The sequence below is a fragment of the Mesopusillimonas faecipullorum genome (assembly GCF_020539505.1).
GTDB classification, from domain to species: domain Bacteria; phylum Pseudomonadota; class Gammaproteobacteria; order Burkholderiales; family Burkholderiaceae_B; genus Mesopusillimonas; species Mesopusillimonas faecipullorum.
The window spans coordinates 259,385-279,758 of sequence record NZ_JACDXW010000003.1 but is presented as its reverse complement, the minus strand read 5'-3'; the positions used below and the strand labels follow the sequence as shown (position 1 = coordinate 279,758).

27 protein-coding genes are annotated in these 20,374 nt (G+C 58.4%); 2 read left to right on the top strand and 25 right to left on the bottom strand.

What is annotated here, in order from left to right:
• Positions 1 to 7: 7 nt before the first annotated feature.
• The 7 genes from H0484_RS07810 to petA all read right to left on the bottom strand — a co-directional run bounded on the left by H0484_RS07810 (position 8) and on the right by petA (position 6,004).
• Entirely contained in the window at positions 8 to 820 is an 813-nt protein-coding gene (locus tag H0484_RS07810) for an alpha/beta fold hydrolase (protein WP_226954007.1), read from the bottom strand.
• Positions 821 to 980: 160 nt separating this feature from the next.
• On the bottom strand, positions 981 to 1,709 hold the full coding sequence (locus tag H0484_RS07805; protein WP_226954006.1) for a TetR/AcrR family transcriptional regulator: 729 nt from the start codon (positions 1,707 to 1,709) through the stop codon (positions 981 to 983).
• Between the two features lie 73 nt (positions 1,710 to 1,782).
• Complete coding sequence (locus tag H0484_RS07800; RefSeq protein ID WP_226954004.1) at positions 1,783 to 2,232, bottom strand: ClpXP protease specificity-enhancing factor; 450 nt, start codon at positions 2,230 to 2,232, stop codon at positions 1,783 to 1,785.
• A 77-nt stretch (positions 2,233 to 2,309) separates the two neighbouring features.
• Positions 2,310 to 2,918, bottom strand: a complete 609-nt coding sequence (locus H0484_RS07795) for a glutathione S-transferase N-terminal domain-containing protein (protein WP_226954003.1) — start codon at positions 2,916 to 2,918, stop codon at positions 2,310 to 2,312.
• A 120-nt stretch (positions 2,919 to 3,038) separates the two neighbouring features.
• Complete coding sequence (locus tag H0484_RS07790) at positions 3,039 to 3,887, bottom strand: cytochrome c1 (RefSeq protein WP_226954002.1); 849 nt, start codon at positions 3,885 to 3,887, stop codon at positions 3,039 to 3,041.
• 20 nt (positions 3,888 to 3,907) lie between these two features.
• Positions 3,908 to 5,296, bottom strand: coding sequence for a cytochrome b (locus H0484_RS07785; protein ID WP_226954000.1), 1,389 nt, complete (start codon positions 5,294 to 5,296; stop codon positions 3,908 to 3,910).
• A gap of 51 nt (positions 5,297 to 5,347) precedes the next feature.
• Positions 5,348 to 6,004, bottom strand: coding sequence for a ubiquinol-cytochrome c reductase iron-sulfur subunit (petA, locus tag H0484_RS07780; RefSeq protein ID WP_226953996.1), 657 nt, complete (start codon positions 6,002 to 6,004; stop codon positions 5,348 to 5,350).
• 145 nt (positions 6,005 to 6,149) lie between these two features.
• On the opposite strand from petA, the gene mscL reads away from it, so the two are divergent.
• Entirely contained in the window at positions 6,150 to 6,602 is a 453-nt protein-coding gene (mscL, locus tag H0484_RS07775; protein WP_226953995.1) for a large conductance mechanosensitive channel protein MscL, read from the top strand.
• A 2-nt stretch (positions 6,603 to 6,604) separates the two neighbouring features.
• Here the strand turns inward: mscL and H0484_RS07770 are convergent, their stop codons facing one another.
• On the bottom strand, positions 6,605 to 7,381 hold the full coding sequence (locus H0484_RS07770; RefSeq protein ID WP_226953993.1) for a Nif3-like dinuclear metal center hexameric protein: 777 nt from the start codon (positions 7,379 to 7,381) through the stop codon (positions 6,605 to 6,607).
• A gap of 14 nt (positions 7,382 to 7,395) precedes the next feature.
• Between H0484_RS07770 and H0484_RS07765 the strand changes: the two genes are divergently transcribed.
• Entirely contained in the window at positions 7,396 to 8,526 is a 1,131-nt protein-coding gene (locus tag H0484_RS07765) for a S1C family serine protease (RefSeq protein WP_226953989.1), read from the top strand.
• A gap of 5 nt (positions 8,527 to 8,531) precedes the next feature.
• On the opposite strand, the gene tatC is transcribed toward H0484_RS07765, so the two are convergent.
• The 17 genes from tatC to H0484_RS07680 form a co-directional block, all read right to left on the bottom strand.
• Positions 8,532 to 9,278, bottom strand: a complete 747-nt coding sequence (gene tatC / locus H0484_RS07760; RefSeq protein ID WP_226953988.1) for a twin-arginine translocase subunit TatC — start codon at positions 9,276 to 9,278, stop codon at positions 8,532 to 8,534.
• Positions 9,275 to 9,733 carry a Sec-independent protein translocase protein TatB gene (tatB, locus tag H0484_RS07755; RefSeq protein ID WP_226953987.1) on the bottom strand — a complete coding sequence of 153 codons (459 nt, stop codon included), beginning with the start codon at positions 9,731 to 9,733 and terminating at the stop codon, positions 9,275 to 9,277. Before tatB ends, tatC begins: the two co-directional genes overlap by 4 nt.
• Before the next feature lie 47 nt (positions 9,734 to 9,780).
• Entirely contained in the window at positions 9,781 to 10,014 is a 234-nt protein-coding gene (gene tatA, locus H0484_RS07750; protein ID WP_226953984.1) for a Sec-independent protein translocase subunit TatA, read from the bottom strand.
• Positions 10,015 to 10,110: 96 nt separating this feature from the next.
• Positions 10,111 to 10,455, bottom strand: coding sequence for a phosphoribosyl-ATP diphosphatase (locus H0484_RS07745; RefSeq protein ID WP_226953980.1), 345 nt, complete (start codon positions 10,453 to 10,455; stop codon positions 10,111 to 10,113).
• Positions 10,452 to 10,862 (bottom strand): phosphoribosyl-AMP cyclohydrolase, encoded by a 411-nt coding sequence (hisI, locus tag H0484_RS07740; protein WP_226953979.1) that lies wholly within the window; start codon positions 10,860 to 10,862, stop codon positions 10,452 to 10,454. The genes H0484_RS07745 and hisI overlap by 4 nt, the downstream gene beginning before the upstream one ends.
• Positions 10,859 to 11,659 (bottom strand): imidazole glycerol phosphate synthase subunit HisF, encoded by an 801-nt coding sequence (gene hisF / locus H0484_RS07735; protein ID WP_226953976.1) that lies wholly within the window; start codon positions 11,657 to 11,659, stop codon positions 10,859 to 10,861. Before hisF ends, hisI begins: the two co-directional genes overlap by 4 nt.
• Positions 11,656 to 12,399: a 1-(5-phosphoribosyl)-5-[(5-phosphoribosylamino)methylideneamino]imidazole-4-carboxamide isomerase gene (gene hisA / locus H0484_RS07730; RefSeq protein ID WP_226953975.1), complete on the bottom strand. Its 744-nt coding sequence runs from the start codon at positions 12,397 to 12,399 to the stop codon at positions 11,656 to 11,658. The genes hisF and hisA overlap by 4 nt, the downstream gene beginning before the upstream one ends.
• 59 nt (positions 12,400 to 12,458) lie before the next feature.
• Positions 12,459 to 13,112, bottom strand: a complete 654-nt coding sequence (hisH, locus tag H0484_RS07725) for an imidazole glycerol phosphate synthase subunit HisH (protein WP_226953973.1) — start codon at positions 13,110 to 13,112, stop codon at positions 12,459 to 12,461.
• A gap of 19 nt (positions 13,113 to 13,131) precedes the next feature.
• A complete protein-coding gene (gene hisB / locus H0484_RS07720; protein ID WP_226953972.1) occupies positions 13,132 to 13,719 on the bottom strand; it encodes an imidazoleglycerol-phosphate dehydratase HisB in 588 nt (195 codons plus the stop codon).
• 19 nt (positions 13,720 to 13,738) lie between these two features.
• A complete protein-coding gene (gene hisD / locus H0484_RS07715) occupies positions 13,739 to 15,040 on the bottom strand; it encodes a histidinol dehydrogenase (RefSeq protein ID WP_226953971.1) in 1,302 nt (433 codons plus the stop codon).
• An 11-nt stretch (positions 15,041 to 15,051) separates the two neighbouring features.
• On the bottom strand, positions 15,052 to 15,714 hold the full coding sequence (gene hisG / locus H0484_RS07710; protein ID WP_226953970.1) for an ATP phosphoribosyltransferase: 663 nt from the start codon (positions 15,712 to 15,714) through the stop codon (positions 15,052 to 15,054).
• A 2-nt stretch (positions 15,715 to 15,716) separates the two neighbouring features.
• Complete coding sequence (gene murA / locus H0484_RS07705; RefSeq protein ID WP_226953969.1) at positions 15,717 to 16,970, bottom strand: UDP-N-acetylglucosamine 1-carboxyvinyltransferase; 1,254 nt, start codon at positions 16,968 to 16,970, stop codon at positions 15,717 to 15,719.
• Entirely contained in the window at positions 16,963 to 17,211 is a 249-nt protein-coding gene (locus tag H0484_RS07700; RefSeq protein ID WP_226953967.1) for a BolA family protein, read from the bottom strand. The genes murA and H0484_RS07700 overlap by 8 nt, the downstream gene beginning before the upstream one ends.
• Before the next feature lie 7 nt (positions 17,212 to 17,218).
• Entirely contained in the window at positions 17,219 to 18,013 is a 795-nt protein-coding gene (locus tag H0484_RS07695) for an ABC transporter permease (protein ID WP_226953965.1), read from the bottom strand.
• Entirely contained in the window at positions 18,010 to 18,801 is a 792-nt protein-coding gene (locus tag H0484_RS07690; RefSeq protein ID WP_226953964.1) for an ABC transporter ATP-binding protein, read from the bottom strand. Before H0484_RS07690 ends, H0484_RS07695 begins: the two co-directional genes overlap by 4 nt.
• A gap of 90 nt (positions 18,802 to 18,891) precedes the next feature.
• Positions 18,892 to 19,539, bottom strand: coding sequence for an MlaC/ttg2D family ABC transporter substrate-binding protein (locus tag H0484_RS07685; RefSeq protein ID WP_226953963.1), 648 nt, complete (start codon positions 19,537 to 19,539; stop codon positions 18,892 to 18,894).
• A 12-nt stretch (positions 19,540 to 19,551) separates the two neighbouring features.
• Entirely contained in the window at positions 19,552 to 20,373 is an 822-nt protein-coding gene (locus H0484_RS07680) for an MlaA family lipoprotein (protein ID WP_315859938.1), read from the bottom strand.
• Position 20,374: the final 1 nt, after the last annotated feature.

Sequence of the window (20,374 nt, the reverse complement as noted above, 5' to 3'; positions counted from 1 at the left end):
ACGGGCTTTAAACCTTGGTAGGTAAAAAGGTGTTCAAGGAATCAAAGAAGCCTTCGAGATCATCCCAAGGAATCATATGGCCGGCTTTGGGAACGTGATCAACCTTGATCCCAGGAACCAGTTGTTGGATCTCTTCGATGTCTTTGGCTTCGATAACACCGCCTTTGCCTGCCACCATCAGCATAGTGGGCACTTTGATCTGAGGCAGATGTACATGCATGTCGGTGGTATGGAATTCGTTGTAAGACTGCACAATGGCGTCTTCATTGCAGGTGTGCAACCACTCGCCACGCAAGCGGACTTCTTCGTCTGTCCAGGTGGGTGAGAAGTCGCGCAAGCGTTCCCAGGGTTCGCCTGCAGTCATCAAGCGAATAGAGTCGACGTACCAGTCTATTTTGGATGGATAGGCGCGACGACCCGGGCCTGAGACGGGCGGATCGACCATAACCAAACGAGACAGGCCTTCTGCATGGTTGGCAGCCACCAGTGCACCTATGCGCCCACCCATGGAGTGCCCGACCAGGATGTAGTCTTTCAGGCCCAGTGCTTGAGCGAAGGCTCCCACGTCTTGGGCGCAGGCGGCCAAGCTGTAATCCATGCCGGGAACCGTTTCGGAGAGACCGCGCCCACGCACGTCGAGTACGTAGGTGTCGTATTGCTGGCCCAGACGCTCGGCCACGAAGCCCCAAGTGGGGGCCGGGCTGGTGATGCCGGGTACCAGAATCAGTGCGGGGCCCTTGCCGCCGTAGCGTAGATAGTGTTGGCGAATACCGTTGGCGCGTACGTTGGCGCCGTACAGAAAGGTGCTGCTGGAAGTCATGCGGGTGTCGTCCTTGTGGCGTGGTCGTAGGGATACGTAGCAGGCCGGCACACCCTGGCAAGGCGTGCAGCCATGACAACGGATGAACAAGTTTATTGTTCGATTGACTGATTATAGGGGACAAGTCGGCTTAACTGGCCGTGCAGCGGCGCATGAAGGCCTAGGGATTACCCGAAAATAAAGGGAATGTTTCGCCGTGGGTCAGGTCGCGCACGGCGGCGGGCGTGGTCTCGGCTTGAATGCCGCTGGCCAGGAAATGGGTCAGTTGGGCCACCAGCTCGTTCATGTCGTCGGACTCGTAGCGACCGTCCGACATATCGTGCAGACGGTCGACGCCGGCGAGCATGTACAGATAGGTGCCCACCAGAAAAGCGAAACGCCAATTCAAATCGGCAGGATTGATGTGCGGCAGCAAGGCTTCCAGCGCAGCGATATAGCGCTTGGTAGAGGGGTCGTAGACTTCGCGGCGCAGACGAAAAGCCAGTTCTTCAGGTTCGTTGTGAAGACGGGCCTGCAGACGCATGAAGGCAAGCCCGGCGGGGCCGCTGCGTTTAAGGTCGAACTGTGGCTTAAGGTAGGCAGCAATGACTTCGTGTACTGAAGGTTTGCCCTCCGTGCGCGCCATCAAAGCATCCAGGTATTGTTCGCGTTGCTCGCTCAGAAGCGTACCGCGACGCTTGAAGACCTCTTCGAACAATTTCTGCTTGGTGCCGAAATAGTACGAAATCATGGATTGCTGGACCCCGGCCGCAGCTGCGATGGTGCGTGTGGACGTAGAAGCATAGCCCTGATAGGCAAACAACTGCTCGGCTTCGTCAAGAATCAGGTTGCGAGTGTCCCGGTCGCCTACTGGGCGGCCCGGTCGCCTGGCGGGCTGTACGGGTGTCATGCTATAGAGGATTTCTGCGCTGCCATGCGTGGTGTATATGGCGCGAACGATGAGGGCCGTAGTAAGCCTGGGCTTACTTCACGATGGTCAGGTGGGGGCGTTTGGTGCCGCCCTCGGGCGCATCATCCGTAGCAGACGCCTGAGGAGAGGGGGGGCTGTGTTCGGCTTCGTGGGGATCGGTATCCAGAGGGCTGCCCGGATAAGGCGCGGAGTCTGCGATCTCGAAGCCCATCCCGGCTCCGGTTTCGCGAGCGTAGATAGCCGATACGGCAGCAACGGGCACGAAAATCTGTTCGGTAATGCCACCGAAGCGGGCTTGGAACTCTATGTACTCGTTACCGATGACGAGCTTGTGGGTTGCCAAGGTGCCAATGTTTAGTGTGATCTGGCCGTCGTGAATGTGCGCGACGGGCACAACGGTGTTGGCATCTACGGTGACGACAATGTGCGGGGTGTAGCCATTATCAGTGCACCAGTCGTGCAAGGCTCGAATTAGATAAGGTTTGGTAGAGGTTTCTTGCATGGCTTTCGGCGGGACAAAAGGCGCATGGCCTAGAACGGAACGGGGCGGCCCCAGATGGGTGCCGCCCTATAGCCGGTTTATCGGCGCATGACTTTCTCGGATGGCGTCAGGGCTTCTATGTAGGCCGGACGGGAGAAAATACGCTCGGCGTATTTCTGGACAGGAGCGGCACTCTTGGGCAGTTCAATGCCGTAGTGCTCCAAGCGCCACAGTAGTGGGGCCATCGCTACATCCAGCATGGAGAACTCTTCGCCCAGCATGAACTTGTTTTTGATCAGCATGGGGGCCAATTGCGACAGGCGGTCGCGGATGGCATTGCGTGCAGTTTCGACCTGTTTTTCGTCGGACGTACTGCGGTTCTCAAGAACGCAAACGTGGGTAAACAGTTCTTTCTCGAAGTTGTACAGAAACAGGCGTGTGCGAGCACGCATCACCGGATCGGCGGGCATCAGTTGCGGATGCGGAAAGCGCTCGTCGATATATTCGTTGATGATGTTGGATTCGTACAGAATGAGATCACGTTCAACCAATATGGGTACCTGGCCATATGGGTTCATTACATTGATGTCTTCTGGCTTGTTGTACAAATCGATGTCACGGATTTCGAAATCCATGCCTTTTTCGAACAGCACGAAACGGCAGCGTTGTGAAAACGGGCAGGTCGTCCCGGAGTAGAGCACCATCATGTTGTGGCTTCCCTGTCAAAAGAGGCGGCAAAAAAACGAAATAGGCGTATTACTTTACGCCTATTTTATGGCGCCTGCCTGATCCGCTGGATCAAGCAGGCGTTGGCTGGGCCCGAAGGCCTACTTGACGTGCTTCCAGTAGGCGGCGTTCAAGCGCCATGCAACTACCAGAAACAAGCCCAAGAACAGAATGACCCAAACCCCCAGGCGCTTGCGGAAAAGCTGGTTGGGTTCGGCCATCCAGCCCAGGAAGTTCGCCAGGTCGGCGACATTGTTATCGAACGTAGTACGGGCGGACCTGTCGGCGTACTGGAAACTGTGCTGCACGGTTTCGCCACCGCGATGGTTGGCGACGACCTCAGTTTCGACTTCCTTGAAACCCTGCGGGTCGAAGGTGGTGACGGTGCGCACCCACTCGGTTTTACCGTCGTCGGTGGCTTTGGGTGCAAAGCTGGTGCGAACGTAGGTAATCGGGCCTTGCTCAGTCCAGAGGGCGTGAGGCATGGCGGGGTTGGCGAAGACAGCGTTGTCCCAACCGGTGAGCTTGCTGTTGTCGCGATAGAAAGTGCGCATGAAGTTATAGATATAGTCGACGCCGGTGGGCCCCAAGTTAACGGACTTGGCGCGCGCAATGACGGACAGGTCGGGGGGAGGCGCGCCAAACCATTTGGTGCCCTCACCACGCGACATGGCGATAGTCATGAGGTCGCCTATCTTGTCGGAGGCGAACATGAGGTTCTTGCGGATTTCGTCTTCGGTAAGGCCCAACTCAGTGAGCTTGTTATAGCGCAGCGCATTGGCGCTATGACAGCCCATGCAGTAGTTGACGAAGAGCTTGGCGCCGTTTTGCAGGGCGGCCAGGTCGTTGATGCGGTTGGGGGCCTTCTCCAGCTGATAGCCGCTCTCGGCAGCGAATGCTACCGAACAGCTCAGGGAAATGGCCAAAATGCCGAGCAGCTTTTTGATCATGATCGTTCCTAAGTGAGAGCCTAGTGGGGGCGGTACGTGATGCGCTCTGGAACCGGCTTGAATGTGCCGATGCGACTCCAGATGGGCATGAGCAGGAAGAAGCCCAGGTAGATCAGCGTGCCGATCTGGCTCATCAGGTTGAATACCGGGCTGGGAGGTTGCGTGCCCAAGTACCCCAGGATCAGGAAAGTGACAATAAAGATGCCGTACAGATATTTATGCCAGGTGGGGCGGTAGCGAATGGAGCGAACCGGCGAGTGGTCGAGCCAAGGCAGGAAGAACAGGATAACCACGGCACCGCCCATGGCGACTACACCCCAGAACTTTGCATCGATGACACGCAGCAGGACGGCGACGACCAGCAGCACGGCAGGCCAGAACAAGCGCCAAAAGCCACGCAGATTGCCCTTGATGAAGATGCCGGCAGCACCCAACACCGAAGCTGCGGCCAGCACCCAGGTGAAGTCGGCCGTGATTGCGCGAAGCATGGAATAGAACGGCGTGAAGTACCAGACCGGAGCAATATGCGGCGGCGTCTTCAGGGGGTCGGCTGGAATGAAGTTATTGAACTCGAGGAAGTAGCCGCCCATTTCGGGAGCAAAGAACACAATGGCGGCAAACACGATAAGAAAGCCCGCCACACCCACCAAGTCGTGTACCGAGTAGTAGGGATGGAAAGGAATGCCATCGATGGGACGGCCTTTGCTGTCTTTGGGGCCTGCCTTGATTTCAACGCCGTCTGGGTTGTTGGAGCCGACTTCGTGCAGAGCAATGATGTGTGCAACGACCAGACCGATCAGCACCAAGGGCACGGCAATGACGTGGAAGGCGAAGAAGCGGTTCAGGGTGGCGTCGGAGACGACGTAGTCACCACGTATCCAGATGGACAGTTCAGGGCCGATGAAAGGGATGGCGGAGAACAGGTTGACAATAACCTGGGCGCCCCAGTACGACATTTGCCCCCAAGGCAGCAAGTAGCCCATGAAGGCTTCGCCCATCAGACAGAGGAAAATGGCGACGCCGAAGATCCAGACGAGTTCGCGCGGCTTGCGGTAAGAGCCGTAAAACAGCCCCCGCAGCATATGCAGATACACCACCACGAAGAACATCGATGCGCCGGTGGAGTGCATGTAGCGGATCAACCAGCCCCAGGGGACCTCCCGCATGATGAACTCGACCGAATTAAAGGCCAGGTTGCCGTCGGGCTTGTAGTTCATGACCAAGAAAATGCCGGTGACGATCTGGAGAACCAGAACCAGCAGGGCCAATGAACCAAAGAAGTACCAGAAATTGAAGTTTTTGGGCGCGTAGTACTCTGACATGTGTTCTTTGAACAACTTGCTCAGAGGGAAGCGCCTATCGATCCATCCTAGGAGACCTGTCGTCTCGACGGTTTTGTCGCCAGCCATGGGAACGGTTCCTTTCCTTTGATCTATCTATGTGCGTAAAAAAAGTGCGGATTACGCTTTGTTTTCTTCGTCAACGCCGATGATGACGGTGGAGCCGTCGGCGGTGAATGTATAGGGCGGTACTTCGAGGTTGTCGGGTGCGGGTACGTTTTTAAAAACCCGACCGGCAAGGTCGAATGCCGAGCCATGACAAGGACAGAAGAAACCGCCTTCCCAGCCTGGAGGCAAGCCAGGGCCGCCGGCGGTGGAGAGGTGGGGGGTTGGCGAGCAGCCTAGATGGGTACAGATACCTACCGCCACGAAGTACTCGGGTTTACGTGAGCGGTATTCGTTTCTGGCGAATTCGGGGGTGTAGCCTGGACGGGTGGAGTCGGGGTCGGCGAGATCGGCGGTGTCTTCGCTGAGCGTGGCAAGTTGTTCGGGGGTGCGGTGCAATACCCAGACCGGCTTGCCGCGCCATTCTACGGTGCGAAGTTCGCCGGGTGGAATGTCGGTGATGTTGAGCTCGACAGGAGCGCCCGCCGCGCGTGCTTTATCGGAAGGTGCGAATGAGCCGACGAAGGGTACCAGCGTGGCTGCACCGGCTACGCCGCCGGCGGCACAGGCTGTCGTGATCCACATGCGCCGGGAGGGATCGGGTGGCAAATTGGCGTCCAGTGCCGTTTCACCCAGCGAGTTACCGTCAAGTTGCAATTTTTCCTGACCCATTCTCTTTCTATCCTTGCTGAGGCCCGCTCCCGGGCATGGTCGATGTAAAACCTTGGTCGTGCAATGATTTCTAACGTGCTTTCAACCGCGTATTATAGCGTTACCCGCTGTGTAGGGTGTTACGAACGATACAAGGAGAGTATGCATGAGCAATGTAAAAGGGTTCATTGGGGAATTCCGCGAGTTTGCCATCAAGGGCAATATGGTCGATCTCGCGGTAGGGGTCATCATTGGCGCCGCTTTCGGCAAAATCATCGATGCCCTCGTCAGAGACATCATCATGCCGATCATCAGTTTCATACTGGGGGGGCAAGTCGACTTCACCAATTTGTTCTTTGTGCTCAAGGCCCCCGAAAACTACACAGGCCCCCAGACGGCTGAAGGTATTGTCGAGGCAGGCGGTAACGTATTGGCTTGGGGTAACTTCGCCACGGTTTTCATCAACTTCCTGTTGCTGGCCTTTGTGGTGTTCCTGATGGTCAAGGCAGTCAATCGAGCACGCGCACGCTACGAAACACCGGCCGAGCCCGAAGCACCCGCAGCTACCCCCGACGATGTTGTGCTCTTGCGTGAAATCCGAGACCTGCTCAAAAAGTGAGTCTAGATGGGGTTGGGTAGGTCGATGAACTCGACCTCTATGCCTAAGGCCTCTGACGCCGCTTGGCCTAAAGCCTGCACGCCATATCGCTCGGTAGCATGATGCCCCGCCGCAATAAAAGAGGTGCCGGTTTCGTTGGCCAAATGAAAGTTGGGTTCCGAGGCCTCACCCGTCAGGTACACCTGAGCGCCGGCATCTACGGCGGCCTGCATCATGCCTTGCGCGCCACCGGTGCACCAGGCGATTCGGCTGACGGCTTGATCGTTCGGCCCGATAAGCAGGGGCGTGCGGCCCAAAGCCTGGGCCACGTGCCGACCCAAGGTTTGCAAGGTGTTGCCGGGCGCACAGCGGCCCAACCAGATCAGCCCGTCCGGCCCACAGGTCATAGGGGCGCCTTGCGCGTCAAGGTCGGGAGTCAACCCCAACACCTTGCCAAGCTGTGCGTTGTTACCCAATTGGGGATGAGCATCCAGCGGCAGGTGATAGGCAAACAGGTTCAAGTCGTGTTTAAGGGCCAGGGCAATACGTTCGCGCCTGGTGCCTATCAATCGAGTATCCTCGTTTTTCCAAAACCAGCCATGGTGCACCAACAAAGCATCGGCTTGGCGGTCTATGGCGGCTTGCAAGAGCGCCATGGAAGCCGTCACTCCTGTTACCACGCGCTTGATCTGCGATTTGCCCGCCACTTGCAGGCCATTGGGGCAATAGTCGCGAAAGCGCTGAGGTTGCAGAGTGTCGTCCAGCCATAATGCCAGTTCTTTAGTGGTGACGTGATTCATCAGATGGAAGCCTTATGCGTCGATTGTGGTTGCTGTTCGCTCAGACCGTTACGGTTTGCCTGGGTATTTTATTCATAGTTTCTACCCTGCAACCGGAGTGGCTGGTACGCCGCCAGGCTCCCAAGCCCGCCGGTGGGCCTTTGGCTGCCTCGTACGCGTCTGCCGTGGCCCGCGCCGCGCCGGCGGTCGTGAATATTTTTACCAGTAAACAGGTGCGCACGCCTATTGCGCCTTTGCTTGCCGATCCTGATTTGGCCCGACTGTTTCGCGATGTCCCAGGCTTCAGCCAGCAGCGCCGCACAACCGCGCTGGGTTCGGGCGTCATTGTGCGCAGCGACGGCTATGTGCTGACCAATCAGCATGTGGTAGAGGCGGCAGAGGCGATCGAAGTCGCGTTGACCGATGGCCGACGCGGTATCGCTCGCGTCGTAGGAAGTGATCCAGAAAGCGATTTGGCGGTACTGAAACTGGATATGCAAGACCTGCCGGCCATTACTTTTGGGGATGGCGCAGCGCTGCGGGTAGGAGACGTTGTGCTGGCCATAGGCAACCCGTTTGGCGTGGGCCAAACCACCACCATGGGGATAGTCTCGGCGCTGGGCCGCAATCGCTTAGGCATCAATATTTACGAGAACTTCATCCAGACGGATGCGGCCATCAACCCCGGCAACTCGGGCGGTGCGCTTGTCGACACCCAAGGGCGGCTGGTGGGTATCAACACGGCCATTTATTCCGAGTCGGGCGGGTCGCTGGGCATAGGTTTTGCCATTCCCGCCGCTGCGGCACGCACCATACTTGAGCAAATCGTAGAAAACGGGCATGTCACGCGTGGCTGGTTGGGCATAGAGCCTCAGGACATGACGACGGACTTGGCCGAAGCCTTTGAAATTCAACCGGCGGGAGGGGTGATTATTGCCGCCGTTCTGAAAGACGGCCCCGCCGCGCGGGCGCGTTTACAGGTAGGAGACGTGGTGTTGGCGATGGATGGTCAAGCGCTGATTGACGCTATTGATTTCCTTAGCCGTATTGCGCCGCTACAACCCGGCGAAACCACCCGCCTGAAAATATTGCGCGATGGCAAGGAGCGTGAGGTAGAGGTGAAAGTGGGGCAGCGCCCGCCTCAGAACAGCAAGGCGCAGCCATAGCTTTTTTACTCTATCACTTCGCCGGCGCTGGGTTTCGTGGATTTAAGCCTGCTGGAAATAATGAGGCCGACCTCAAACAGCAAACATAGCGGCACAGCCAGCATGAACTGGCTGACGACATCGGGCGGCGTGACCACGGCGGCAATGACAAAGGCGCCGACGATGACGTAACCCCGGGCGGCACGCAGTTTTTCAACCGAAACCGCGCCGCTCTTTACCAGCAGAACCACCGCAACCGGCACTTCGAAAGTGATGCCAAAGGCCACGAACATGGTCAGCACAAAGCTGACATAGGCTTCGATGTCGGGGGCCGGCGTAATGGATTGAGGCGCGAAACCGGCAATAAAGTGAAATACCGTACGGAAAACGACAAAGTAGCAGAACGTCATGCCCGCAATGAACAGCAGCGTGCTGGACAAAATAAGCGGCAAGGCCAGGCGCTGTTCGTGCTGATAAAGCCCTGGCGCGACAAACGCCCAGGCTTGATATAAAACGATGGGCAGCGCGAGCACGAACGAGGCCAGCAAAGTCACCTTGATAGGCACCATGAAGGGCGTGATGACGCCCGTGGCAATCATGCGCGTACCCTCGGGGAGGGAATTCAGCATAGGCTGGGCCAGGATGTCGTAGATGGCGGACGCACCGGGATAGATGCACAGCACTACGAAAAAGCCCAGCACGGCCACGATAGCGCGCAACAGGCGCGTACGTAGCTCGACCAGATGGGAAATAAAGCTGTCTTCCTGGGTCACGGCTTGGCCTCGGACGCCTGGCCGGGCGCGGAAGGAGTGTCTGGGCTGACCTGTTCGGGCAGCGCGGGGGAGTCGGATGCGGCTTCAGTGGACGAACTGGCCGGCGCTGTTGAACCAGGCAGGCCGGCCATGGTTTCGTTGACAGAGGCTTCGGCCTTGCGCATGGCTTCCTGGGCTTCAGCCAGCGGGTTGCGCAAAGAGCGGGTTGTGTTGTCCACCGATTGCTTGACCGACTGGGCGGCTTCTTCCATTTCTTTCTTCAGGTCGCCCAGAGAGCCAGCACCCGCTTCATCCATTTCTTGCTTGATGTCGCGTTTTACGTCGTTGACGTAGCGCTGCGCACGACCCAGCAGGTGGCCGACGGTGCGCGCCACTTTGGGTAGTTTTTCGGGCCCGATGACGACCAGCGCAACCATGGCTATGATGAGGAGTTCGGTAAAGCTGACGTCAAACATGGCGTATGCAGGCTAGAGGCACAAGGCTGACATGGCATGCGGCCAAATCAGGATTCTTTCTTTTCTTGGGCTTGCACGTCGATGGTGTCGGCCTGAGGCTTGCCTTCGGAAAGGCTTTCGGGCTGTGCGGCGGGGTCGGCAGCGGCATCGTGCATGCCTTTTTTGAAGCCTTTGACTGCACCACCAAGGTCTTCACCGACGTTGCGCAGCTTTTTGGTGCCGAACACAAGAGCGACGATGACAAGAACGATGAGCCAGTGCCAAATACTGAAGCTTCCCATATTGGTCTCCGTGAGCAGCCTGCTGGGACGAGGCTGCGGGTTATGACGTTTGCAGAGGTATGAAGAGTATTCTAAACGGGATGTGCAAGGCTTGCCTTACGAGGCGCTGCGGCTGGCTTTTTCGTCTAGGCCGGAAAGCCCTTCACGCCGTGCCAGTTCGTTTAAAACGTCTTCGGGTCGCAGATTGTAATGGGTCAATAAGACGAGGGTATGAAACCACAAATCGGCGGTTTCGGAAACAATGCGCTCGGGCACGCCGTCTTTAGCGGCCATGACCAGTTCTGTGGCTTCTTCACCGATTTTCTTGAGAAAAGCATCGGGGCCTTTGGCCAGCAGCTTCGCCACATACGAGCTTGCCGGGTCTCCGCCTTGGTCGGGGCGGCGAGTTTCCAGAGTGTCGGCCAAGCGGGCCAGCAGATCGGTGGTGGCGGGCGTAGTCATCGGTAAATTTGCTTTGGGTCTTTAAGTACGGGCTCGACGGTTTCCCAGCTAGGGCCGCTGTCGGTCTGTTGCAGTTGGCGAAAGAAGCAGTCCCGGCGCCCAGTGTGGCAGGCGATACCGCCAATCTGTTCGACCTTAAGTAGTACGACATCGCCGTCGCAGTCTAGGCGGATGTCGTGCACCTGTTGGACGTGGCCGGATTCTTCGCCCTTGCGCCACAGGCGCTTGCGCGAGCGCGACCAGTAAACCGCGCGCCGTGAAGCGGCGGTTTCTTGAAGCGCTTCGGTGTTAGCCCAAGCCACCATCAGTACATCGCCTGTCTGGTGATCTTGAGCGATGACAGGCACCAGCCCTTGGGCATCGAACACCACTTCGTTTAGCCAGGCGGGGCGGGGAGTCGTGCTCACAGGCGAACCTTTATGCCTTTTTCGGCGAGGAACTGCTTGGCTTCGCGAACGGTGTGCTGGCCATAGTGGAAAATGCTGGCAGCCAGCACGGCACTGGCATGGCCTTCGGTAATGCCGTCGGCCAGGTGCTCAAGCGAGCCTACGCCACCTGAGGCGATGACGGGAATGGACACCGCATCGGAGATGGCCCGAGTCAGTTCGAGGTCGAAACCGGCTTTGGTGCCGTCACGGTCCATGCTGGTAACCAGAAGCTCGCCCGCACCGTAGTCGGCCATTTTGCGAGCCCACTCTACTGCATCCAGGCCCGTGGCGCGACGACCGCCGTGGGTAAAGATTTCCCAACGCGCGGGTTCGCCTTCGGCTGACACGCGGCGTGCGTCCAGGGCTACGACTATGCACTGAGAGCCGTGATACTGAGCGGCGTCGCGCACGAGTTCAGGGTTGCTGATGGCGGCGCTGTTGATGGAGACTTTGTCGGCACCGGCGTTAAGCAAACGCTGGATGTCGGCGACTTGGCGCACGCCTCCACCCACGGTTAGGGGGATGAAGACTTGGGAAGCGACCGCTTCGATGATGGGCAGAATCAGGTCGCGACCGTCGCTGGTGGCGGTGATGTCGAGGAAAGTGAGTTCGTCTGCACCCTGCTCATTGTAGCGACGAGCGATTTCCACGGGATCGCCGGCGTCGACCAGATTGACGAAATTAACGCCCTTGACCACGCGGCCTGCCGTGACGTCAAGGCAGGGAATGATACGGCAGGTCAGGTTGCTGTCGGCGGCGTTAGAATCCTGGCTCATGATGCGTCCAGGTCGTCAGCCAGTTGCTGGGCTTCGGCGAAGTCCAGCGTGCCTTCGTAGATGCTGCGGCCCAAAATGGCGCCTTCCACCCCTTCGTGCTCGACTTCGCAAAGTGCGCGAATGTCGTCCAGGTTGGTGACCCCGCCTGAAGCGATGACCGGAATATTGACATGGCGAGCCAGCTTGACCGTGGCTTCGATGTTAACGCCGGTGAGCATGCCGTCGCGGCCGATATCGGTGTAAATAATGGATTGGCAGCCGTAGTCTTCGAACTTGCGGGCAATATCCAGAATGTCGTGCTTGGTCAGTTTGCTCCAGCCGTCAGTGGCGACCTTGCCGTCGCGGGCGTCCAGGCCCACGATGATGTTGTCAGGAAAGGCGCTGCAGGCGTCGCGCAGGAAACCGGGGTCTTTGACAGCGGCGGTACCGATGATGACATAAGACAAGCCCATATCGAGATAACGCTCGATGGTGTCGAGGTCGCGAATGCCGCCACCGATCTGTACCGGGATCTCGTTATCCAACTCGTCCAGTATGCCTTGAATGGCGGCCTGGTTCTTGGGCTTGCCGGCAACTGCGCCGTTTAGATCGACCAGGTGCAGGCGGCGTGCGCCTTGCTCCAGCCATTGTGCTGCCATGGCGGCGGGGTTTTCGGAGAAAATCGTGGCATCGCCTAGATCGCCCTGGCGCAGGCGTACACATTGTCCGTCTTTGAGGTCGATAGCAGGAATGAGAAGCATGATGGAGAGGGTCTGTAGACCAAACAGGGTTGTATAACTGGAAGGTTAATAAAAAAGCGTTACGGCTGCCAGTTCGCAAAATTGCGATATAGGCGTAGCCCTGCCGCGGCGCTTTTTTCCGGATGAAACTGCACTGCAAAAATATTATCTTGCGCTACTGCACAGGCAAAGCTTACCCCGTAATCGCTTTGGCCTACCGTAAGAGCGGGGTCGGTCGGTTGTGCGTAGTAGCTATGCACAAAATAAAAATGTGCGTCGTCTTCTATGTCTTTCCATAGCGCATGTGGGCGAACTTGCTTGACGCGGTTCCAGCCCATATGAGGCACTTTCAGCTGAATGCCTGGGTTTTGGCCGGCGGCGGGTGCTGCAAAAGCGGGGCCGGCAAAGCGTTTGACCTGCCCAGGGAATAAGTCCAGGCAGGGGGTGTCGCCTTCTTCACTGCGCGAGAAGAGCATTTGCTCCCCCACGCAAACCCCTAGCAAGGGTTTGCTGCGTGCGGCTTGCAATACAGCATCGAGCAAGCCGGACTCGCGTAGCGTGCGCATGCAGTCGGGCATGGCTCCCTGGCCTGGAAACACGATGCGTGAAGCACTTAGAATTTCGGCAGGCTGGCGGCAGATACGTACGTCCGCCTCGGGAGCAGCCGCGCGAAGCGCGCGTGCCACCGAGTGGAAGTTACCCATGCCGTAATCAACGATGGCAATCGAACTCACGATGAGAGAGTAGTTAGGGTTACAGGACGCCCTTGGTGGACGGGACAACGCCAACGTTGCGAGGATCGGGCTCGGTGGCGGCACGTAGTGCACGCCCAAAAGCCTTGAACACCGTTTCGCACTGGTGGTGGGCATTAAAGCCCTTGAGGTTATCGATATGCAGCGTAATCAGGGCGTGATTGACGAAGCCTTGGAAAAATTCGCGAGCCAGATCAACATCGAAGTTACCGATGCGGGCCCGAGTGTAGGGCACTTCGTAGAACAAACCAGGGCGTCCGGACAGGTCGACCACGACGCGGGTCAGGGCTTCGTCCAGGGGCACGTAAGCATGGCCATAACGACGCAGGCCGGATTTGTCGCCTACCGCTTTGGCAAAGGCTTGGCCCAGCGTAATGCCGACGTCTTCCACCGTGTGGTGGTCGTCGATGTGGGTGTCGCCGTCACATTGGACGTCGAGGTCGATCAGTCCGTGACGCGCGATCTGGTCGATCATGTGATCCAGAAATGGCACGCCCGTTTGAATGGACTGACGGCCCGTGCCATCAAGGTTGATACAGGCACGGATGCGCGTTTCGTTGGTGTTGCGGGTAATTTCGGCGGTACGCATGGCAAGAAAAAAAAGAGGCTCAGGGGTCCAGTCGGTACTCGGCGCTGCGGGCGTGAGCCTGCAGGCTTTCGCCGTGTGCCAAAGTGGAGGCGATGCGCCCCAGCGTTTGGGCGCCTGCTCGTGAGATAGAGATCAGGCTGCTGCGCTTTTGGAAATCATACACGCCCAGCGGGGAAGAAAAGCGTGCAGTGCGCGCCGTGGGCAGAACGTGGTTGGGCCCTGCGCAATAATCGCCCAGGGACTCTGAAGTATAGGCCCCCAGAAAAATCGCGCCTGCATGGCGAATTTTCTTGGCCCATTGCTCGGCGTCGCGGGTGGATATTTCCAGGTGTTCGGGGGCAATGGTGTTGGCAATCTCGCAAGCTTCGTCTAGCGAGCTGACTTGTATCAGGGCGCCCCGCTTGGAAAGGCTTTGACGCAGGATGTCGACGCGGGCCATTTGAGGCAGTAGGCGCTCGATGGCTTCGTGCACAGCGTCAAGGTAAGCGGCGTCGGGGCACAACAGAATGGATTGCGCGAGTTCATCGTGCTCGGCTTGCGAGAACAGATCCATGGCCACCCAGTCGGCTGGGGTGCTGCCGTCGGCGATGATCAGGATTTCGCTGGGGCCGGCAATCATGTCTATGCCGACAATACCGAAAACCCGACGTTTGGCGGCAGCGACATAGGCATTGCCGGGGCCGACGATTTTGTCTACGGGGGAAATGGAGGCCGTGCCGTAAGCCAAAGCCCCAACGGCTTGAGCACCGCCTATGGCCCAGGCGCGGTCAACGCCGGCGATGGCAGCGGCTGCCAGCACGATAGGGTTGCGCTGCCCGCCCGGTGTGGGGGTCACCATGACGACTTCGGGGACGCCTGCCACCTTGGCGGGAATGGCGTTCATCAACACGGAAGAAGGATAAGCAGCCTTGCCCCCGGGCACGTATAGCCCTACGCGATCCAGCGGCGTGATCTGTTGACCCAGCATGCTGCCGTCGGCTTCGGTGTAAGACCAGCTTTCTGTGCGCTGATGTTCGTGGTAACGACGTACGCGCTCGGCAGCCTGCTCCAGCGCTTCACGCTGAGCCTTAGGCAGGCCATTCAAGGCTGCCAGCCACTCGCTGCGGGGGATCTCAAGTTCGGCCACGCTATCGGCTTGTACGCGGTCCAGGCGGCGGGTGTGCTCTAGCAAGGCTTCGTCGCCACGATGGCGTATGTCGGCCAGCAGTTCATGAACGACGCGTTCGATGGACTCGTCTTGTTCGGCGTCGAAAGCCAGAAGCGTGCGCAGGGCTTGCTCGAAGCCTGGGTCTTGCGAATTGAAGCGTTGAATCGTGGGCATGGCGGATGACTCTAGGCGGCGGAAGCCTGTGCAAAAGCGTCGATCAGCGGTTGCAGCCGATCGGCGCGTGTCTTAAGCGAAGCCTGATTAACGATCAGGCGCGAAGAGATGTCGACGATGTCTTCGACAGGGACCAAATGATTGGCGCGCAAGGTGCCGCCGGTGGAAACCAGGTCGACAATCGCATCGGCCAAGCCGACCAGCGGCGCGAGTTCCATGGAGCCATACAGCTTGATCAGATCTATATAGACCCCTTTTCGCGCAAAATGTTCACGCGTGGCACGTACGTACTTGGTGGCTACACGCAGACGTGAACCTTGTGCGACTGCCGCTTGGTAGTCAAAGCCTTCTCGCACGGCTACGCACAGCTTGCAGCGGGCGATATCGAGGTCGACTGGCTGATAAAGACCGCCGGGGTTCTGGGCCGCATGTTCAAACAAGACATCTTTACCGGCAATCCCCAGGTCGGCGGCGCCGTACTGGACATAGGTAGGCACATCGGTGGCGCGCACGATGATCAGGCGCAGGCCGGGGTCGCTGGTAGGCAGAATCAGCTTGCGTGAGCTTTCGGGGCTTTCCGTGACTTGGACGCCGGCAGCCTGCAGCAGCGGCAGGGTCTCTTCGAAGATGCGACCTTTGGAAAGGGCCAGCGTCAGGGGGCGTGCGGAGCTCATGTTCAATCCTTGATGCGCCGTATGTCGGCACCGACGGCGCATAGTTTGTCTTCCATGCGTTCGTAGCCACGGTCTAGGTGGTAAATGCGTTCGACGGTGGTTTCGCCTTCGGCGGCCAGGCCGGCAATGACCAAGCTGGCCGAAGCACGCAGGTCGGTGGCCATGACTTTGGCTCCAGATAAGCGCGCCACACCGGTTACCACCGCGGTAGGCCCGTCTATGTCTATGTTAGCCCCCATGCGGCGCAGTTCCTGCACGTGCATGTAGCGATTCTCGAAAATGTTTTCGACGATGACGGCGGTGCCTTCGGCTACGCAGTTCAACGCCATAAGCTGGGCCTGCATGTCGGTGGGGAAGGCTGGGTATTCGTAGGTGCGGAAACCCACCGCGCGAGGTCTATGATTCATGGTGCCACGAATCCAATCTGGGCCGGTTTCCAGGGTAAGGCCCGCTTCGCGGAGTTTGTCCAGCACGGCACCCAGGGTGACGGGTGCCGTGCCTTTAAGCATGATATCGCCCCCTGTGGCAGCGACGGCACAAAGGAAGGTGCCTGTCTCGATACGGTCGGGAACGATGCGGTGGCTGGCGCCGTGCAAGCGCTCAACACCGTCAATGACGATACGGTCTGTACCGTGACCTTCGATGCGAGCGCCCATCTTGATAAGCAATTCGGCCAAGTCGGTTACTTCGGGCTCGCGCGCAGCGTTCTCGAGTATGGTTTGGCCCTCGGCCAGTACCGCTGCCATCATCAGGTTTTCGGTGCCGGTTACGGTAACCATATCGGTACGTATGGTGGCGCCCTTCAGGCGTTTGGCCTGTGCCACCACGAAGCCGTGTTCGATGCGGATATCGGCGCCCAGGGCGGCCAGCCCCTTGATGTGCTGGTCGACGGGGCGTTGGCCGATGGCGCAACCGCCCGGCAGACTGACGCGTGCTTGGCCGAAGCGGGCCAATAGAGGCCCCAGCACCAAGATAGAGGCTCGCATGGTTTTGACGAGTTCATAGGGTGCTTCGAGGCTGTCGAGCTGCGCAGCCTGCAGTTTGACTTGGTGACCGGAGCGTTCGAAGCTGACCCCCATTTGCTGCAGCAGCGACAGCGTGGTGCCGATGTCTTTCAGCTCGGGAACGTTGTCGAGCTCGAGCGTGTCGGCACTGAGCAAGCTAGCGCAAAGTATGGGCAAGGCGGCATTCTTGGCGCCCGAGATGGCAATCTCGCCATTCAGGCTACGGCCACCGGTGATAAGCAGTTTATCCATTGGGATTGTTTCGGTATTCTTCGGGCGTCAGGGTGCGCATAGACAGCGCGTGGATTTCGGCATCCATGCGCTTGCCCAGCACAGCGTAAACCTGCTGGTGGCGTGCAATGCGTCGCTTGCCTTCAAAAGCGGCACTGACGATGACGGCCTCGAAGTGGGCGCCGTCGCCCTGTACTTCAATATGTTCGCAGTCTAGGCCTTCGGTAATGTATTGGCGGACTTGTTCGGGGGTGGGCAGCATGTTCAACTCAACTCCGTAATTTGTAGCCTATGGCCAGCAGGCGTAGCGTAGCCATGCACAGCACAACGAAGACCCCGGCTACGACTGCCAGGCTATGCCATGGCGAGACGTCTGAGACTGAGAAAAAGCCGTAGCGGAAGCCGTCGATGGTGTAGAAGATGGGGTTCCAGTGGGAAACCTGCTGCCAGAAAGGCGGCAGCGAGTGTATGGAATAAAACACACCCGAAAGGAAGGTGGCCGGCATAATCAGGAAGTTCTGAAAAGCCGCCATCTGGTCGAATTTTTCGGCCCAGAGGCCGGCAATAATGCCCAGCGACGCCATGATGCCGCACGATAGGGCGGCAAAAACCAGCACCCAAACGGGGTTATGCGGCACCAAAGACACGAAAAACAGGGATATCAGCCAGATGCACACGCCCACGCTCAGTCCGCGAATCACGCCCGCTGTCAGGTAGGCCCAGAAAATCTGCTGTTGCGAAAAAGGCGGCAGCAAAATAAAGACCAGATTGCCCGTAATGCGACTTTGCACCAGCGAAGATGAGGGGTTGGCAAAGGCATTTTGCAACATGCTCATCATCATCAGGCCGGGGATAAGGAAGGCCGTGTAGGGCAGGTTGTCGTACACATTGACCCGGCCCTCTAGTACATGTGCAAACACCAGCAAATAAAGCAGCGCCGTGAGTACAGGCGCGGCAATCGTTTGAAAGCCGACTTTCCAGAAGCGCAGCAGTTCTTTGTAGAGCAGCGTGGGAAAGCCCGAGCCGCCGGCCGAAAGGGGGAGACGAGAGTGTGGCGTGCTCATGCGAGTATTTCCAAGGGGTTGTCGTTTTGCATGATGCGCACAAAAACGTCTTCGAGGTCGGTGCCGCCGACTCGCGATAGCAGGGCCTGCGTGGTGTCTAGTGCCACGATATGCCCTTGCTTGAGCATGGCAATGCGCCCGCAGAGCTCTTCAGCTTCTTCCAGGTAGTGGGTGGTCAGCAGGATGGTGTGCCCCTGCTTGTTAAGCCTGGAGATGAACTCCCAAAGCGTTCTGCGCAAGTCTACGTCGACCCCGGCGGTGGGCTCGTCGAGAATGATGACAGGCGGGCGGTGCACCAGAGCCTGAGCGACCAGTACGCGGCGCTTCATGCCGCCCGACAAGGCGCGCATATTGGCGTCGGCCTTGTCTGACAGCCCCAGATTGAAGAGGATTTCGTCTATCCAGTCGTCATTTTTACGCAGCCCGAAATACCCCGATTGCAAACGCAGGGTTTGACGCACGGTAAAGAAGGGATCGTAGACGAGTTCTTGGGGAACCACGCCCAAGGCGCGCCGCGACTCGCGAAATTGACTGACGACGTCGTAGCCACAGACTTTGGCGGACCCCGACGTAGCACGCCCCAAACCCGCCAAGATAGAGATCAAGGTGGTTTTGCCTGCGCCGTTGGGGCCCAGCAAGCCAAAGAACTCGCCGTGCTCGACGGTGAGGTTGACATTATTGAGCGCCTGGAAGCCGGGACGAGCCGGACGCCCACGCAGACGGTCCAGCAAACTGGCCGGTGCGGGGTCGTAAACTTTAGTGATGTGTTCTAGCGAAAGAGCTGACATGATGAACAAAAATGCGCCTGGCGCACGATATGCGTGCCAAGCGCATCATTATAGGGGCTAGTACCAAGCACTGCCCAAGGGCGTCAAGAGCTACTGGTTGCGCTGGTTCAAAGTGTCGATCAGGCCATCTATACCCTGTTGCGAGATAGTCTGGTTGAACTGATTGCGATAGTTCTGGATAAGCCAGATGCCTTCGACGTTCAGATCGTAAATCTTCCAGCCTTCTGGGGTGTTTTCCAGGCGGTAATCCACGTTAACCGATGGGGCATTGCGCTGGGAAAGTGAGGAGCGGACATGCGCGTCTTTGGCATCGGCCTCGCCGCGATAGGGCTGAATCGTAATGTTCGATACTTCGTCGGCTTTGGCCAAAGCGCCGCTGTAGGTACGAATAAGCGTGCCCTTGAATGCCTCAACCAGACGCGCTTGCTGCTCGGGCGTAGCCATGCGCCAGTGGCGCGCGGCGGCCAGCCGGGTGGTTTTCTGCAGATCTACATAAGGCAGCACGTACTGATCCACCAACTGATTCAGGCGGTTCAGATCGGTGCGCGAGGCGGCGGGCTCGTTCTGAATGGCTTGCAAGGCATTGTTGGCGACGGTCTGTACGAAGGCGTCCGGTGCAGCCTTGGGGTCGACCTTCTGCTGAGCGTGCGCAGATGCGGCGCAGGCCGCCCCCAGAACTAAGGGGGCGATGAAACGTGTGAAGAAGCGGCCGATGCTTGGGGGCAGGACGGTAAACATAATAAACCTTGGTTAGGGATTGCTAGGGGCGCTACTGGCAGGCGCTTCGGGGAAGTCGTCTTCGTCGTCCCCGTAGTCGGGCAGCACGTCGCCGGGCGAACTGCTAGTGAATTGACCATTAACCATGGCTTCCCGGCGTTGCAGGTAAGCGTCGCGAATAAAGCTGTAGCGGTCAAGCGCAATGCGGTCAACCATGTCGTCGGCGTACAGCAGGTTTGCGCGCAAGTCGATGGCGTAGAGCGCAATAATGCTGTTGCGAACAGGCACGTTATCCAAGTGGACGAGGGCGCCGCTTGTGCTGAGTTCGCCTGCCAAGGATATTCCCCAGCCTACGCCGTCGCGCAGCGAGCTTGAACCGACGAAGGGGAGCACCACATAGGGGCCGCTACCGAAGCCCCATACGCCCAGCGTAACGCCCATGTCGTTGGGGATGCGTTTTACACCCTTGCGCGAGGCCAGATCGAGACAGCCGCCCAGCCCCAGTGTGGAGTTGAGCAAGACTCGACCCATGCTATTGATGCCGTCGTGGCCACGACCTTGCAGGAAGCTGTGCAGGGAGGAGAACACGTCGCCTACGTTGTTGAAGATATTGCTGATACACGTACGAGCCGGCTGAGGCGTGACAGCCTCGTAGCCCCGAGCAATGGGCTTGAGCAGCGCTTTGTCCATGGCTTCGTTGAACTGGAACATGCTGCGGTTATAGCTTTCCCAGGGGTCGTCAGGGCTGGGAGCGGGCACGGAGGCACAGCCGGTAGCCAATGCGGCTGCCAGTGGAAGCAGAGCCATGCGAAGGCGGCGGCTGGCGACGGGGTGGCTGGAAACGGAAGACACCATG